The organism is Huintestinicola butyrica (genome assembly GCF_025567215.1).
Taxonomy (GTDB): domain Bacteria; phylum Bacillota; class Clostridia; order Oscillospirales; family Ruminococcaceae; genus Huintestinicola; species Huintestinicola butyrica.
The window spans coordinates 271,614-285,895 of record NZ_JAOQKB010000002.1 but is presented as its reverse complement, the minus strand read 5'-3'; the positions used below and the strand labels follow the sequence as shown (position 1 = coordinate 285,895).

At 48.6% G+C, this 14,282-nt stretch carries 14 protein-coding genes; all 14 read right to left on the bottom strand.

Features of this window, described 5'->3' with window-relative positions; translation table 11 throughout:
- Positions 1 to 3: 3 nt before the first annotated feature.
- Entirely contained in the window at positions 4 to 528 is a 525-nt protein-coding gene (locus OCV68_RS03495; RefSeq protein ID WP_262570773.1) for a YcxB family protein, read from the bottom strand.
- A 1-nt stretch (position 529) separates the two neighbouring features.
- Entirely contained in the window at positions 530 to 1,477 is a 948-nt protein-coding gene (locus OCV68_RS03490) for a YcxB family protein (RefSeq protein WP_262570772.1), read from the bottom strand.
- Positions 1,478 to 1,492: 15 nt separating this feature from the next.
- Positions 1,493 to 2,824 (bottom strand): methylenetetrahydrofolate--tRNA-(uracil(54)-C(5))-methyltransferase (FADH(2)-oxidizing) TrmFO, encoded by a 1,332-nt coding sequence (trmFO, locus tag OCV68_RS03485; RefSeq protein ID WP_262570771.1) that lies wholly within the window; start codon positions 2,822 to 2,824, stop codon positions 1,493 to 1,495.
- Between the two features lie 5 nt (positions 2,825 to 2,829).
- The gene (gene topA, locus OCV68_RS03480) at positions 2,830 to 4,908 is read right to left on the bottom strand and encodes a type I DNA topoisomerase (RefSeq protein ID WP_022474281.1); all 2,079 of its coding nucleotides are present in this window, start codon (positions 4,906 to 4,908) and stop codon (positions 2,830 to 2,832) included.
- Positions 4,909 to 4,947: 39 nt separating this feature from the next.
- Positions 4,948 to 6,216: a DNA-processing protein DprA gene (dprA, locus tag OCV68_RS03475; RefSeq protein ID WP_262570767.1), complete on the bottom strand. Its 1,269-nt coding sequence runs from the start codon at positions 6,214 to 6,216 to the stop codon at positions 4,948 to 4,950.
- Between the two features lie 19 nt (positions 6,217 to 6,235).
- Positions 6,236 to 7,042, bottom strand: a complete 807-nt coding sequence (locus OCV68_RS03470; RefSeq protein ID WP_262570764.1) for a TrmH family RNA methyltransferase — start codon at positions 7,040 to 7,042, stop codon at positions 6,236 to 6,238.
- A 73-nt stretch (positions 7,043 to 7,115) separates the two neighbouring features.
- Positions 7,116 to 7,469 carry a 50S ribosomal protein L20 gene (rplT, locus tag OCV68_RS03465; RefSeq protein ID WP_022474284.1) on the bottom strand — a complete coding sequence of 118 codons (354 nt, stop codon included), beginning with the start codon at positions 7,467 to 7,469 and terminating at the stop codon, positions 7,116 to 7,118.
- Positions 7,470 to 7,528: 59 nt separating this feature from the next.
- Positions 7,529 to 7,726 carry a 50S ribosomal protein L35 gene (gene rpmI / locus OCV68_RS03460; protein ID WP_022474285.1) on the bottom strand — a complete coding sequence of 66 codons (198 nt, stop codon included), beginning with the start codon at positions 7,724 to 7,726 and terminating at the stop codon, positions 7,529 to 7,531.
- A 45-nt stretch (positions 7,727 to 7,771) separates the two neighbouring features.
- Positions 7,772 to 8,314, bottom strand: coding sequence for a translation initiation factor IF-3 (gene infC, locus OCV68_RS03455; protein ID WP_147621155.1), 543 nt, complete (start codon positions 8,312 to 8,314; stop codon positions 7,772 to 7,774).
- Positions 8,315 to 8,631: 317 nt separating this feature from the next.
- Positions 8,632 to 9,126 (bottom strand): Rcat domain-containing protein, encoded by a 495-nt coding sequence (locus OCV68_RS03450; protein ID WP_262570759.1) that lies wholly within the window; start codon positions 9,124 to 9,126, stop codon positions 8,632 to 8,634.
- Positions 9,127 to 9,131: 5 nt separating this feature from the next.
- Positions 9,132 to 9,653: a hypothetical protein gene (locus OCV68_RS03445; RefSeq protein WP_262570757.1), complete on the bottom strand. Its 522-nt coding sequence runs from the start codon at positions 9,651 to 9,653 to the stop codon at positions 9,132 to 9,134.
- 12 nt (positions 9,654 to 9,665) lie between these two features.
- Positions 9,666 to 10,196 (bottom strand): hypothetical protein, encoded by a 531-nt coding sequence (locus OCV68_RS03440; RefSeq protein WP_262570754.1) that lies wholly within the window; start codon positions 10,194 to 10,196, stop codon positions 9,666 to 9,668.
- Between the two features lie 23 nt (positions 10,197 to 10,219).
- Positions 10,220 to 10,639: a MerR family transcriptional regulator gene (locus OCV68_RS03435; RefSeq protein WP_262570751.1), complete on the bottom strand. Its 420-nt coding sequence runs from the start codon at positions 10,637 to 10,639 to the stop codon at positions 10,220 to 10,222.
- Positions 10,640 to 10,654: 15 nt separating this feature from the next.
- Positions 10,655 to 14,281, bottom strand: a complete 3,627-nt coding sequence (locus OCV68_RS03430) for a UvrD-helicase domain-containing protein (RefSeq protein ID WP_262570749.1) — start codon at positions 14,279 to 14,281, stop codon at positions 10,655 to 10,657.
- Position 14,282 lies beyond the last annotated feature (1 nt).

The window sequence follows — 14,282 nt, the reverse complement described above, 5'->3', positions numbered from 1 at the left end:
ATGTCATACCCCCTGTTCACGCAGCTTTTTGCGGAGAAATTCGCAGGCGGCCTTGTAATTATTCCACCCGAAGCACCGCAGAGGTATCATTATGCTGTCCGCTCCGTTTAGCTCCAGCACCATTGAATATTTGCCCATGTGGAGCTTTTTCACATCGGAATACTTTGCGCTGAGGGCAACATATTCTGTGGAATATTCCAGGCTGTCCTCATAAAGCCTGACCTGCGCATGGACATTTTGATTTATGGGAGCATTCACCTTGCCGCTTATTATCTTGTGCTTGAAAACTGCCGTGAAAACAACAGGGATAAGACACATAACGGCAATTCTCATATATGCGGCAGAGTTTTCACGGCTGACATTGGGGAGCATAAATGCTATGAGGAACAACACGGCAAGTGCCAGCATAAAGCCGGTGACAAGCTTTATTATCGTTCCCGTGACATTTCCGAAAGCGGTAAGCACGGCACATTCTTTAAGGTCGTTTTTGCTTATCTCCGAAGAACCGCTGAAAACAGGTTCGCTCATATTACCCCTCCGTCTTTTTTATCCTGCTGTAAATTTCGTCTGTGGCGGGCAGAATAATTTTCCTGCCGCTTTTTCTTGTGATGATCGCAGCCGAGCCTTGCTTTTTTATATCCTTTATATCAGAATATAAAACCTCCGACGCATTTTCGCCGATGATACATTCAAAGCCGATGCCGGAAAATCTGTATGTGGCGGTGCTGTCAGTTATCCTGTTTTTTATATCGGCAGCCGTTTTGCACAGATTGGATATCAGCGCAATTCCCAGACAGAGAAGCGACACTGCTATGGCAAACACAATGGACAGCTTCCAAAGTATAAGCACTGTAAGCATGAATGTGTAGAATATTTTCACTGCTGTGGGAATATTGAGCAGGGTTGCTCTCGCCGCTTCCGACGGGAACTTGTCCGAAATATTGAATGATACTTCACTTTCGGCTTTACCGAATGATATTATGCCATCGGCACTTTTTCCCTGAAAACAGTCATCGCTCTTTCTGCCTTTGAGCTTTGATGAAAAGATATCTCTGAGCCTGCTGCCCTCATCAGCGGTAAGATATTTCTTTGGCAGGATATATGCCGCATATTTGCTTGGCATAAGATAGAAATATTTCTTATTTTCCCTTACCGCATATATCGCCGAATATTCCGTCGTGCAGGTTCCCTGTTCGTTTTTAACGGTGAAATTATTATCGGAAAAGGTGTATTCCGCAACTCCCGCAAAATCTGCGCCGTCCTGCTTTATTGTGACAAAAAGCATTGCCGCAAGCGCAATAACATACAGCAGCAGAACAGGGCTTATTGTCCCTCTTGCCGCAAATGCTACAAGCTGCATCACAGGCAGGACCGCAAGGAAAAACACGCAGCATATGAACAAAAACGGGCTTCTGAGCATGGTGCTCAGAGTAAGAGCGTTTTTGTCCTTTTTTGAAGTCTCACACCTTATTACCATATGGGTCATTGCGTATCAGTTCTTATTTTCTGAGATATAGTTGTCAAAAGCCTCCAGCGCCCTGTCGGCAACAGCCTGATATCTTGCCTGCTTGTCCTTTATGCGCACGCCGATATCGGGAAGTACTCCCATATTTGCGCCCATGGGCTGAAAATTCGTCACAGTCTTGTCGGAGATATATGCGCCAAGACCGCCTATCATTGTCTCTCTCGGGAGTATGAGAGGGGACTGACCGTTCATTTTCCTTACCGCATTTATTCCCGCAATGATGCCGGATGCGGCGGACTCCATATAGCCCTCAACGCCTGTTATCTGACCGCCGAAGAATATTTCGGGGCGGCTCCTCATGGAAAAGTCGGCGTTCAGGAGCTTTGGGGAGTTGATGAACGAGTTGCGGTGCATTACGCCGTAGCGGACAAATTCCGCATTTTCAAGCCCGGGTATAAGCGAGAAAACTCTTTTCTGCTCGGGAAATTTCAGGTTTGTCTGAAAGCCCACCAGATTGTACATAGTGCCGCTTTCATTCTCACGCCTCAGCTGAACTACCGCATATGGGCGCTTTCCCGAACGTGGGTCGGTAAGCCCCACAGGCTTCATTGCACCATAGCGAACAGCGTCCTCGCCACGCTTTGCCAGCACTTCAACAGGCATACAGCCCTCGTAAACGGTGAAGTCGTCCTTTGAATTTTCGGGACGGTCAAAGTCATGAACGGGAGCTGACTCAGCATTTATCAGCTCGTTGTAAAATCTCAGGTATTCTTCCTTGTCAAAGGGGCAGTTGATGTAATCGTCGCCCCCTCTGCCGTATCTTGCGGCGGAGAATGCCTTGGTCATGTCGATGGATTCGGCGGTAACTATCGGAGCTGCCGCATCAAAGAAGCTGAGATATCCGCCGCACAGCTCTGATATGCTCTGCGCCAGTTTTCCCGCTGTAAGAGGGCCGCTGGCAATCACCGCATATCCCTCTGTGGGAACAGCTTCTATCTCTTCGTTTATAACAGTGATGTTGGGGTGAGAGCGAACCTTTTCGGTAACAAGGTCGGAAAATTTTTCTCTGTCCACCGCCAGTGCACCGCCTGCGGGAACGGCTGTTTCTTCCGCACAGGGAACTGTCAGCGAACCCAGCCTGCGCATCTCTTCCTTCAGCAGTCCCGCCGCAGAATTTACACGGGAGGCTTTCAGCGAATTGGAGCAGACAAGCTCCGCAAATCCGTTATATTTGTGAGCAGGTGAGAACTTCTTGGGCTTCATCTCGTAAAGCTCCACCTTTACACCCCGTTCAGCCGCCGCCCATGCCGCCTCGCACCCTGCAAAGCCTGCGCCGATAACAGTAAGCTTATTATTCATAAAGATTATTTTTCCTTTTTGATAACAGTTTCATAGCCGCAGCCCTCTTTCAGGCAGAACAGCTTTCCGCCCTTTTTGAAAAGGGTAGTGCCGTCGTTGCACTTGGGGCACTTGTCCGAAACGGGAGTATCCCATGTCATAAAATCGCAGGTGGGATTGTCCTCGCAGCCAAAATATTTCTTGCCCTTCTTGGACTTTTTCTGGAGCACCTTTTTGCCGCACTTGGGGCAAACGCCGCCTGTGGGCTTGATTATCTTCTTTGTGTTTGTGCACTCGGGGAAGCCTGAGCAGGCAAGGAATCTTCCGAATCTGCCTATCTTTATTACCATGGGCTTTCCGCAAACATCGCACACCTCGTCGGTCTCCTCATCGGGGACTTTGACACGCTTGCCGTCCATAGCCACCTCAGCCTTTTTCAGGGTAGCGTCAAAATCCTTGTAGAAGTCCTCCAGAGTTTCAACCCAGTCCTTTTCGCCCAGCTCGACCTTATCAAGGCTGCTTTCCATGGAGGCAGTGAACTTGGTATCGACTATCTGCTTGAAATGGTCTTTCAGCAGGTCAGTGGTAACTTCGCCCAGACCTGTGGGCTTCAGCTGCTTGCCGTCACGCTCAACATAGAAGCGGTTGATTATCGTTGAAATGGTAGGCGCATATGTGGAAGGTCTGCCTATGCCGTTTTCTTCCAGCGCCTTGATGAATGATGCTTCGGTGTATCGTGCGGGAGGCTGAGTGAAGTGCTGCTTGCCCTCAATGTTTTTGAGCTTCAGCACATCGCCCTCATTGATAACGGGAAGCACCTTGTTTTCCTCATCGTCCTTGGACTCCTCATACAGCACGGTGAAGCCGTCGAACTTGACGGAAAAGCCTGTTGCCTTGAAGCCGCAGCCGTTTGCGTCGATATCAACGGAAACGGTATCCAGCAGAGCGTTTGCCATCTGGCTTGCGATAAATCTTTCCCAGATGAGCTTGTAAAGCTTGTACTGCTCGGCAGTAAGGCTGTCCTTGACTCTTTCTGGAGTAATCTCGGGGGTAGAGGGACGTATAGCTTCGTGAGCGTCCTGTGCGCCTGCCTTGGACTTGTATATCTTAGGAGACGCAGGTAGATAATTTTTGCCGTATGCTCCCTCAATGTATTTGTAAGCCGCAGCCCTTGCCTCGTCGGAAATTCTCAGGCTGTCTGTTCTCATGTAGGTGATAAGACCCACAGCACCCATGCCCTCGATCTCAACGCCTTCATAAAGCTGCTGAGCGGCTCTCATTGTCTTTGAAGTCTGGAAGCCAAGCTTCTTTGAGGCTTCCTGCTGCATTGTAGATGTGGTAAAGGGTGCGGCAGGGGACTTTCTTCTTACAGATTTCTTTACGCCTGTTACCTTGAACTCAGCGCCGTTTATCTTTTCAAGTACCTTATCGGTCTCTTCCTTGGAGTGAAGTTCGGTCTTGTTTCCGTCAATCCCTGTGAAAACAGCGTCAAATTGCTTTTTGGAGGAAGGGGCTGTCATCTTCGCTTCTATTGACCAGTATTCCTCGGGCTTGAAAGCATTTATTTCCTTTTCACGGTCAACTATCATCTTAACGGCTACAGACTGCACACGTCCTGCGGAAAGACCTCTGCGGACTTTCTTCCAAAGGAACGGAGACAGCTTGTAACCAACTATTCTGTCAAGGATACGCCTTGCCTGCTGAGCATTCACCAGATCAAGGTCGATGGAGCGGGGGTGCTCCATACCGTACTCAACGCCTGATTTTGTTATCTCGTTGAATGTAACTCTCACGGGAGCGTTAAGGGGAATATCCAGCAGCTGCGCCAGATGCCATGAGATTGCTTCTCCCTCACGGTCAGGGTCCGTTGCGAGATAAACGGTGTCGGAGTGGGAGGCTTCTTTTTTCAGCGAGGATATTACTTCTTCCTTGTCCTTCATGGGCACATAAACGGGTTTGAAGCCGTTGTCAACATCAACGCTGAGCTTGGATTTCGGCAGGTCACGGACATGACCCATGGAAGCCATTACCTCGTAATTGGGACCCAGATATTTCTTTATTGTCTTTGCCTTTGCAGGCGACTCAACTATTACAAGATTGGACATATGTTCAATCATTCCTTTCTCAGAATCTTTCCACACTTTTTATGAGATGCGGTAAACGCCGCCCTCGGCAGTTACCGTTCCCATTATTTCAAGCTCTGTAAGAGCTGTAAGAATGTCGTCGATATTTTCGGATATCTCCCGTGCAATATCGTCCGCACGCATGGGTGCAGCGTTTATTGCCGTAAGTATTTTTCTTTGGATATCATCACCGCCTGCCGCCTCTATTTCCTCTTCGGAAAGCGATTTGGGATTATCCTCAGGCTCAGCTTCCGCAGGCATTTCGGGCTTGGACTTTGCAGGCTTCTTATCCTTTTTATCATTTTCCTGCTGCCTGCTTGCCGCCTCAAAAGCGTCATCGCAGAAACGGTTGAGGGCTTCTATCTTCTCGAAGATGCGTTCATTTTCGACTATTGTATGCGGTATATTCATACAGTATTCGCTGAAAATGTCCCTGGCACCCATAAGCGGAACAGCGCCCTCACGGATAAGCTCCGTGTTTCCCTTGTACCTCTGGTCAAATATGTCGCAGGGCGGAACGGCAAACACCGTTTTTCCCTGAGATGTGGCGTGTGAGGCGGAGTTCAGCGAGCCGCTTCTTTCTCCTGCTTCAATGACCGCCACCGACATGGACAGCCCCGCAAGTATTCGGTTTCTTTTAATGAAATTCGGCTGTGCGGGAAATGTTCCGGGAACACATTCGGTGATGAGCGCTCCGTTTTCAATAACAGCGTCACGGTACTTGGAGTTTGGCTTGGGATAATCGTAATCTATTCCCGCACCCAGCACGGCATAGGTCTTTGCGCCGCTTTCGATGGCATGGGTATGAGCGCAGATGTCGATGCCCTCGGCAAATCCGCTTATAATATCAAAGCCCTGCCTGCCAAGAACTCGGGCAATGCCCGCCGCAACCTTAAGGCTGTATTCGGAAGCCTTTCTTGCTCCGACTATTCCTATGCTCAGCCTGTCGTCTATCCCCGAGATATCGCCCCTGTAAAAAAGAACGGCAGGGGGAGCATAAATGTGCCGCAGCCTGTCGGGATAAAGCTCCTCGTCTCTTGTGACTATCCGGATATTTTTCTTGGAGCAGAATTCCATTATTTTTTCCGCAGCGGAAAGGGTAACGTCGTTTGCAGCCCTCACAGCTTCATTCGGAAGTCCCTTTGCGCCGTCTTTGAAAGCGCAGTAAAGCTCTTCGCCGCTGTCAAAGCGCTCGGAAAGCTCCGCAAGCAGCCGTGAGCCTGCACCGAAAGCAGCCACTGACCATATTCTGTAAAGCCTGCTGTAATAAGCGGTATCGGAAGCGTTCATATCCTGACTCCTTTTCAGCTTACGCCTTTGACAGCTCCCACATGATTATTCCCGCAGCCATGGCGGCGTTAAGGGAATTTATGGTGCCGTGCATTTTTATTGTAAGAGGTACATCTGCCAGTGCCGAGTGCTCACTGGGGAGACCGTTGCCCTCGTTTCCTATCATAACTGCGCCGCCCTTTGAAAAATCGCATTCTGTGAGAGAAACGGCGCTGCTGTCGATAACAGCCGCATAAACTGCAATACCCGCTTTTTTAAGGTTCAGCACTGCATTGTAAATATCATCGTCAATGATATTCACACGCATAAGGCTGCCCATAGCCGAGCGGACAGTCTTGGGATTATAAACATCGCAGCAGTTGCAGGTGATTATTGCGTCAATTCCGCAGGCATCGGCAGTCCTTAGCATAGTTCCCATATTTCCGGGGTCCTGGATATTATCCAGAATGATATATTTTCCGCCTGACTTCATTTCTGCATACTGAGCTGCATTGTCGGACTTGGGCATTCTGCATATGGCAAATATTCCCTGAGACATCTGCGTATCCGAAAGCGATGCCGCCAGCTCGTCCGATATCATCGAAAACGTTTTTTTATTATACTTTGAAAAAAGAAGCTCCAGAGCTTCACTGTATTTTTTCAGGGCGTTTTCGGTAAAGAAAACACAGTGAAGCTCTATAGCTTCTGCGGCTGCGTCGGCGGTGAGACGTGCGCCCTCAACGGTAAAAAGCTGCTCTTTCCTGCGGAGCTTTTTATCGGCGCTGAGCCTTTTGTAAAGCTTTATCTTCTCATTGTCTGCCGAGGATATAAAAGTAAAGTCAGTCATAAATACCTCTATTTTAAACAAAAAGCTGTATCACATAGACATACGCCTTTGTGATACAGCCTGTTTACGAAAATTAAAGAGCAGCCTTAGCCTTTTCAGTAAGTGCTGTGAAACCTGCTGCGTCGTTGATAGCGATTTCGGAAAGCATCTTTCTGTTGAGAGTGATGCCAGCCTTCTTGAGACCGTTCATGAATGTAGAATAGTTCATGCCGTTCATCTTGCAAGCAGCGGAAATTCTGGTGATCCAGAGCTGTCTGAAATCACGCTTCTTGAGGCGTCTGCCGATGTAAGCGTAATTGCCGGACTTCATTACGGCTTCCTTAGCCATCTTGAAATGCTTGCTCTTTGCGCCCCAGTAACCCTTGGCAAGCTTTAATGTTTTATTTCTTCTCTTGCGAGTAGCCATTGCTCCCTTAACACGAGCCATATTATTATACCTCCAAATGTATTATTGAATCTTCTGAAATATAACGCCGGTGCCGCCTATTATTTGTAAGGCATAAGCTCTCTGAGAGTAGCTGCGTTTGCGGAACCTGCAACGCCCATGTTACGGGCAATTCTCTTGCGCTTGTGGTCCTTCTGAGTAAGTCTGTGTCTCTTGTTGGTCTTCTGATACTTAACAAGACCGTTCTTGGTGAGCTTGAAACGCTTCTTAGCGCCGGAATGAGTCTTCTGCTTTGGCATGGAAATATCCTCCCTTTTATTTTTACAGTATGATTTGAACAGCGGTTACTTGGAAGCCTTGGGGGAAACGAACATAACCAGCGCTCTTCCCTCCATTTTAGGCGGCTTCTCAACGGTGCCTGCCTCGGCACAAGCTTCCTTGAACTTGTCAAGAAGCTCTTCGCCAAGCTGAGGATGTGCAATGGCACGCTTGCGGAAGCGAACGGAAACCTTGATCTTATCTCCGCCCTTCAGGAACTTGACTGCCTGAGCGGTTTTTGTATCAAAGTCATGGGTATCAATGGTGGAGAACATTCTGATCTCCTTGATATCAACGACCTTCTGATTTTTTCTTGCTTCCTTTTCACGCTTAGCCTGTTCAAAGCAATATTTGCCGTAATCCATGATCTTGCATACAGGCGGAACAGCCTGAGGCGCAATTTTTACCAGATCCAGATCCTTTTCTGCCGCAAGCTTCTGAGCGTCCCTTGCGGACATAAGACCGAGCTGACTTCCGTCGGCACCGATTACTCTGATTTCCTTGTCACGGATTTCTTCATTGATTTGAAGCTCCTTGCTATCCTTGTTAGCTATGGCGAGCACCCCCAAAATATCAAATTAAACTATAAATGAATGTGAAATAAAAAACGGCAGAGCATAAGCTCCGCCGATAATCTCAAAACCACTCCGCATACATAACGCCTGCGGAATAAATTTGTAATTATTGACCGTAACGTGCCATTGCAGTACGGTGAGAACGGAAGCTCTGCTTTATTTTTCGTACTCAAGTATTATATCATGCACATATGCTTTTGTCAATATGATATCACAAGTTTGTATGATATGACAACTTGAAAGCAATTTCAAGCGTTGCCATGCGCATTTTGCACAAAAGACGTGCTTCTCTGCTGTAAAAGCCCTCACATTTATCTGTAAAATCTTTGCAGATACTCTTCCTCTGTCAGAGTTTTTGGGGCTTCATTGCCGCTTCGGGCATTGAAACGGAGCCTGCCGCTGTTGAACACCGCATAATAGCAGTCGGGCGACATTCCCTGAAGTGACAATATCTGCCTTAAATATTCCTCGTCAGCGTTCAGTCGTTCCAGACTTTTTCTCAGGCGGCTCAGCGCATATTTGTTCTTTTGAAGCTCTGCTTTCCATGTCCCTGCATATCCGTTTGCAGCTGCCATAAATGCTTTTTCGGGAGGAAGCAGCGCTATTTCCGCCGCAAGAGGGTCATGGACAATGTTTCCGCAGCTCGGGCAGCGTATCAGCAGGGGAGAGTCAACGCTTCTTTCTTCGATATGTTCAGGATATCTTTTTATTGCGTGTTTGCATCGGGGACAGGTGCATACTTTGTTTTTATTTGCATTCCTTAACGATTTGCATATAACAGAAGTTACAATGCTTACGATGCCCATGCCGTTCACTCCTCAAATTTGTCGTTTTTGATATATCCCTTTGCCTTTTCGGGGCAAGTTTCCGCCAGATATCCGTACATATTAAGCAGAGGAACATTGCAGTTCGTGATATTATCAAGCTTTGACAGTATATCCTCAGCGTCTATGTAATCGCTGAAATCTTGCTCTTTGCCGTCATATGTCTTTACGCAGAGAATTATTCTGCCCAGGCGTGAATACCGCTGATTTTCCCTGCCGTAGGAATACCACACCGCCTTGATATCGCCGAGAGCAATGGACTTTTTTATCCACAGATAATGAAAATCAAGCTTTTCACCGTCACAGCTGAGTGTGGCTTTGGGGAAACGCATAAGCACGCAGGCCGCTGCGGCAGGCGCTGCAAATGCAGCGATAAGCAGCCATATATCAGCTGCTGTTATGTTGCCCGATGCCGCACAGGCAGGCACGGCTATAAAAGCTACGACCAGTGATATCGGTATGGCTGCGTAATTATAATTGAACGGGTGATGTGTTATCCTTATTGTCATATTTGAGTTCCCTTATATGTCAGCCTCATTTTTCTCCTGCTTTACATATCCCTTTGCTTTATCGGGCATACGCTCCGCAAGGAAGCGGTAAAGCTGTATGAGCGGGATATTTGTCTCGCCGTCTGAATCAAGTGCGGCGACAAAGCTTTCTGTTGATAAAGAATCATTTAACTGATGTACTGTTCCGTCATTTGTTTTTATGGTGAGCAAAAGCCTCTGTTCGGCGTATCTGCCGTGATGTTCGATACAAACGGAATAGCTTATCTCCGTGACATCTGAAAGCATTATAACGCTGTCCTTATTCAAATAGCGCCGGCACAGCTTTTCGTCATTCGCATACACCGCAGCCTTTGCACTTGAAAGAACTCCTGCCACTACAGCCGTAAGTATCACTGCAACAAGACCCAATAAGAGCAGTGAAAACGAATCAGAATAAGATGCGAGCCAAAAACACGGAACAGCAAAAAGGATCATTATCCACAGAGCTATTTGCATAAAGTTCACAGGGTGATAGTTTATCTTTACCTTGATGCTGTTATCCATATGTCCCTCCCCTAAAGGATAGGTTATTCCTCAGAAGCGGAAGAATTGTTGCTGGTCATGGTATCATAAGCCTTCTGACCGAAGAATGTATCCAGCTGATCTACGGAAATAGTGTAACCGCTCGATGTCTTTACGTACTGCTCGATCTCTCCCTTTGTGATGGCAGCCTTTATCTCCTCAACAGGCATATTGAGGTAAGCGGCAGCCTCGGTCTCGGTGAGATATTTCTTGTCCGCAGTGCTGCTTACGGTAAGGTTGGAGGGAGAAGCATAGCTTGATGCAAAGGTCTGAGCCTCCACAGCTGCGGTAAGCTTCTTTACGGAGCCTGCTACCGTTGAGCCTGCGATGATGATGCACACGCCCAGCACTACTGATCCCAGCAGTGAACCCAGTGCGTTGTTGGGCTTAGGAGCGGGCTTGCGGCGGTTAGGTGTCTGTTCCATTAAAATCAGTCCTTTTTATTTTAATTCAATGCCAATGGCCTTGCCAAGTGAAAACGAATATAGGCAGCCCTCGCTTATCTTTTCCCCGAATATCATCGAAAGAGCACGGGCATAAAGCGAAAGCTGGCGGGAATACCTTTCACGGAGTATATCCTCGGTAACTCGGCGGTCGGTCTTGTAGTCCAGAAGCACGTATTTTCCGCCTTCTCTGAACACACAGTCTGCAACGCCCTGAAGCATTCCCTCGGTACTATTATAAACCATTAAATCACTATCGTCAAGGTTTAAGTCGGAAATTTTAACCAGAAATTTCTTTTCTCTGTATATTTCATCGGCATTCATCATTCTTCCGCAAAGCCCGCTGTTCAAAAAGCCGCTTATCACGCTGCTGTCGGCACATTCCGCCTGGATCTTCGTCAGCAGTCCCAGCGAGCAGAGCCGTTGGGCTTCCTTGGCAATGGCATTGTCGGGAGAAGCTTTCTCGGCGTACAGCTTTTGAAGGTCTGCATATTGCATGAACGCATGAACGGCAGTTCCTGCGGCAGCTGCGGATATTCCCTGAGGTCTGCTTTTGTCCTTGGTGAAAATTGCTTTCGGGGGAATAAGATGCTTTTCGGCGATCTCGCTGACGGTTATCTTTGAAGCGGTGTTTGCGAGGGTAAGGTCATATTCATGGGACATAAGGCTGCGGAAAAGCTCAGCACGTTCGGGGGAATATTCAGCCTGATTTGTTTCGCTTTCCTCTGCCGCTTCCGCCTCGGAAAGCTCTGCCCCGGTCATTACCATGTCACAGCTTCCAAGAGAATACACATCGTCATGCTTTTTGAAAAGCCCTATGGCTGCGTCAAGCCAGTCCGCCATGGAAATTCCAGCGCTTACGGCTTCCTCCTGACGGATCTTTCCGCTTTCCAGCAAGCCTATTATCTCCTCACGGTGCTTTGCGGATTTTTCATCGGTACGTCTTGTTATGAACAGCTTGTTTTTCGCTCTTGTGAGGGCAACGTAAAGGAGCATCATTTCCTCATCACGCTGATTTTTCTCCATGATAAGGCTCAGCGCACGCCTTGGAAATGACTCATACGCCGTGAGACGTGACGGGTCGCTTATCTTGAAAGCAGTGCCGTAATCGGATACAAACACCATGCGCTGATTTTTGTCAGTAAGGTTGAATTTTGTCCAGCTGCGGCAGAGGAATATGAACGGATATTCCAGTCCCTTTGACTTGTGGATAGTCTTTACCGAGACAGCTTCCTCGGAGGATACGGCAGCAGATGCCGCCGCAAAATCCTTGCTGCTGTCCAGCATATTGTTTATCCTGCGGACAAATCCGCTGAGACCGCCTGTGCCGTTCTTGTCATAGTCTGCGGCATAAACGGGCAGCAGCCGCAGATTGGCTTTCTTTTTAAGGCTGTCCTTGTAAATGCTTATGACGGACATAAAATCCGTCTTGTCGTAGATAAATCCGATAAGCTCCTCAACGCTGTGGGCAGCGGCATATTCTCTCAGCGTGCCGAAAACGGTGAGAAATTCATCGCACTGCTTTTTCAGAGCCGCAGATGTGCCCTTGCCCGAGCTTACCGCCGTAATATCAGCAAAAACGGAAGAGCTTCTCAGCGATCGGATATTTGCCATATCCTCAGCGGAAAACATGAACATGGGTGACATTAGCACCGCCGCCATAGGAATATCCAGCGTTGGGTTATCTATGCACCTGAGCAGGTTTATGAGCACGGATATCTCCCTTGCCTCCAGATAGCTCTCCTCCGCAGCGCCCGATGCGCTTATACCCAGCTCCTCAAGGCAGCTTATGAACAGGGGAGCGGTGCTGGTGTTTCGTGTAAGGATACATATGTCCGAGGGGCGCACAGGGCGCTCGCCGTTTTTGTCGTGGAGCTTTCCGTCCTTTATAAGGTGGGCTATCTTTGCCGCCACGCACCTTGCTTCAATAAGGTCGATGCTGAGGCTGTCGCCGTTTTCGTCCTCGTCACTGCTGTCGATATCGGGCAGCTCTATTATCTCGGTGGGGCCGAAATCGTCCTCGCAGGAAGCACCCTCGATAAGACTTTCATCATCGCCGTAATCAATGCCGCCGTTCTGCTTTGACATTATCACCCTGAAAACCGCATTGACAAACTCCACCACATGGTGAGAGCTTCGGAAATTCCTGTTCAGCAGGATATATGCAGGCTCGCTGCCTTCCTCCGAATAGGGAACGCTGTCGGCGATATTTTTCATAAAGATACGTGGGTCGGCACACCTGAAACGGTAAATGGACTGCTTTACATCGCCCACCGCAAAGAAATTCCTGCCTGGGATCACTGCCGTTCCGTCCTTGGATATCATTCTGAAAATAAGCTCCTGAACTGCCGTGGAGTCCTGAAACTCGTCGATCATCACGATGGAAAAATAGTCGGAAAGCTCCTTTGCCAGCGGTGATTTTTCAACAGTTCCGTCAGGCAGTCGGCTGCACAGCAGTGAGCAGGCTATCTGCTCAGCATCGGAGAAGCCCAGAGCGTTCTTTTCGTTTTTCAGTCTGCGTTCCTCAGCAAAAACGTCGTTCATCAGCCCGAACAGCTTTTCGCTTATCTCGGCGTGAATTATATAGTCGCTTCTGATATCCTCATAGGTGAACTCTCCGCCGAACTTTTCAAAAGCCGCCTTGCAGGCATTTCTCTTGTCCTTGACCGAGTCAATGACAGTCTGGTCGAACTGTATATCCATCTTTTTTCCGTCAGCATCCTTTGCGCTGCCCGAGGAATAGAAAGTCACCTTGTCAAATTTGACGGAGAATTTTCCCGTGAAAAGCAGCGACGGGTCGTCGGAAATGCAGTCGGCGGCTGACATGATGTTCGAGACCTCCGCACTGAAAATATCCATGTTTTTCTTTATCTTTGCAATGCCGCCGCAGTCGGAACCGTATTCGTTCACAGCGTCCTCATATGCTTCCTCTTCAAGAGCGGCAGCGGCTTTCAGCTTCTTTACAACATAGTCGGTGTAAAGCTTGATAAGGCTGTCGTCCTCAGGCTCGGGCGGCTCCTTGTAGCGGTCTGCCGCCTGAGCCATATAATCGGCAGGAAACGGCAGGGCAAGGATATTGTCCCGCAGTTCGGGGATGATTGCCGCAAGTCTCCGCTGATCCTTTGCACCGGGGCAGAAAAAGTCCGTCAGGCGCTTCATGTCATCGGGGCGGCGGTCGAACCAGTCGTCAAAGACATTTTCCGCTGCCTTTGCGGCGATAACATCGTCCTCCGCAGGGTCAAGCACCCTGAAAGAAGAGTCAACGTCAAGGCTGCCCGCATTTTCACGTATCAGGCTGAAACAGAAGGAGTGGATAGTGGATATCTTTGCCGAGGGGATAAGCGCCTGCTGGGCGGTGAGCCATTCATTCTCAGGCTCCAGCTCTGCGGCAGCAGCCAGTGCAGATGTAAGCCGCTGCTTCATCTGGGCGGCGGCATCGTTTGTAAAGGTAACAACGGCTATCCTGTCCGCAGGAACGGGATTTTCCCTGTCGGAAAGTATTCTCAGCAGCTTTTCTACCAGTACGGCAGTCTTTCCGCTTCCTGCCGCCGCCGATACAACTATCGCCCTGTCCTTTGCTTCAATAGCGTCAAGCTGTTCCTTTGTCCATGTTACTGACGGCATA

Excerpts from the sequence above, each read along its gene's own strand:
- OCV68_RS03495 (WP_262570773.1), bottom strand. The coding sequence starts at position 528 with ATGAGCGAACCTGTTTTCAGCGGTTCTTCGGAGATAAGCAAAAACGAC.
- OCV68_RS03490 (WP_262570772.1), bottom strand. The coding sequence starts at position 1,477 with ATGGTAATAAGGTGTGAGACTTCAAAAAAGGACAAAAACGCTCTTACT.
- trmFO (WP_262570771.1), bottom strand. The coding sequence starts at position 2,824 with ATGAATAATAAGCTTACTGTTATCGGCGCAGGCTTTGCAGGGTGCGAG.
- topA (WP_022474281.1), bottom strand. The coding sequence starts at position 4,908 with ATGTCCAATCTTGTAATAGTTGAGTCGCCTGCAAAGGCAAAGACAATA.
- dprA (WP_262570767.1), bottom strand. The coding sequence starts at position 6,216 with ATGAACGCTTCCGATACCGCTTATTACAGCAGGCTTTACAGAATATGG.
- OCV68_RS03470 (WP_262570764.1), bottom strand. The coding sequence starts at position 7,042 with ATGACTGACTTTACTTTTATATCCTCGGCAGACAATGAGAAGATAAAG.
- rplT (WP_022474284.1), bottom strand. The coding sequence starts at position 7,469 with ATGGCTCGTGTTAAGGGAGCAATGGCTACTCGCAAGAGAAGAAATAAA.
- rpmI (WP_022474285.1), bottom strand. The coding sequence starts at position 7,726 with ATGCCAAAGCAGAAGACTCATTCCGGCGCTAAGAAGCGTTTCAAGCTC.
- OCV68_RS03450 (WP_262570759.1), bottom strand. The coding sequence starts at position 9,126 with ATGGGCATCGTAAGCATTGTAACTTCTGTTATATGCAAATCGTTAAGG.
- OCV68_RS03445 (WP_262570757.1), bottom strand. The coding sequence starts at position 9,653 with ATGACAATAAGGATAACACATCACCCGTTCAATTATAATTACGCAGCC.
- OCV68_RS03440 (WP_262570754.1), bottom strand. The coding sequence starts at position 10,196 with ATGGATAACAGCATCAAGGTAAAGATAAACTATCACCCTGTGAACTTT.
- OCV68_RS03435 (WP_262570751.1), bottom strand. The coding sequence starts at position 10,639 with ATGGAACAGACACCTAACCGCCGCAAGCCCGCTCCTAAGCCCAACAAC.
- OCV68_RS03430 (WP_262570749.1), bottom strand. The coding sequence starts at position 14,281 with ATGCCGTCAGTAACATGGACAAAGGAACAGCTTGACGCTATTGAAGCA.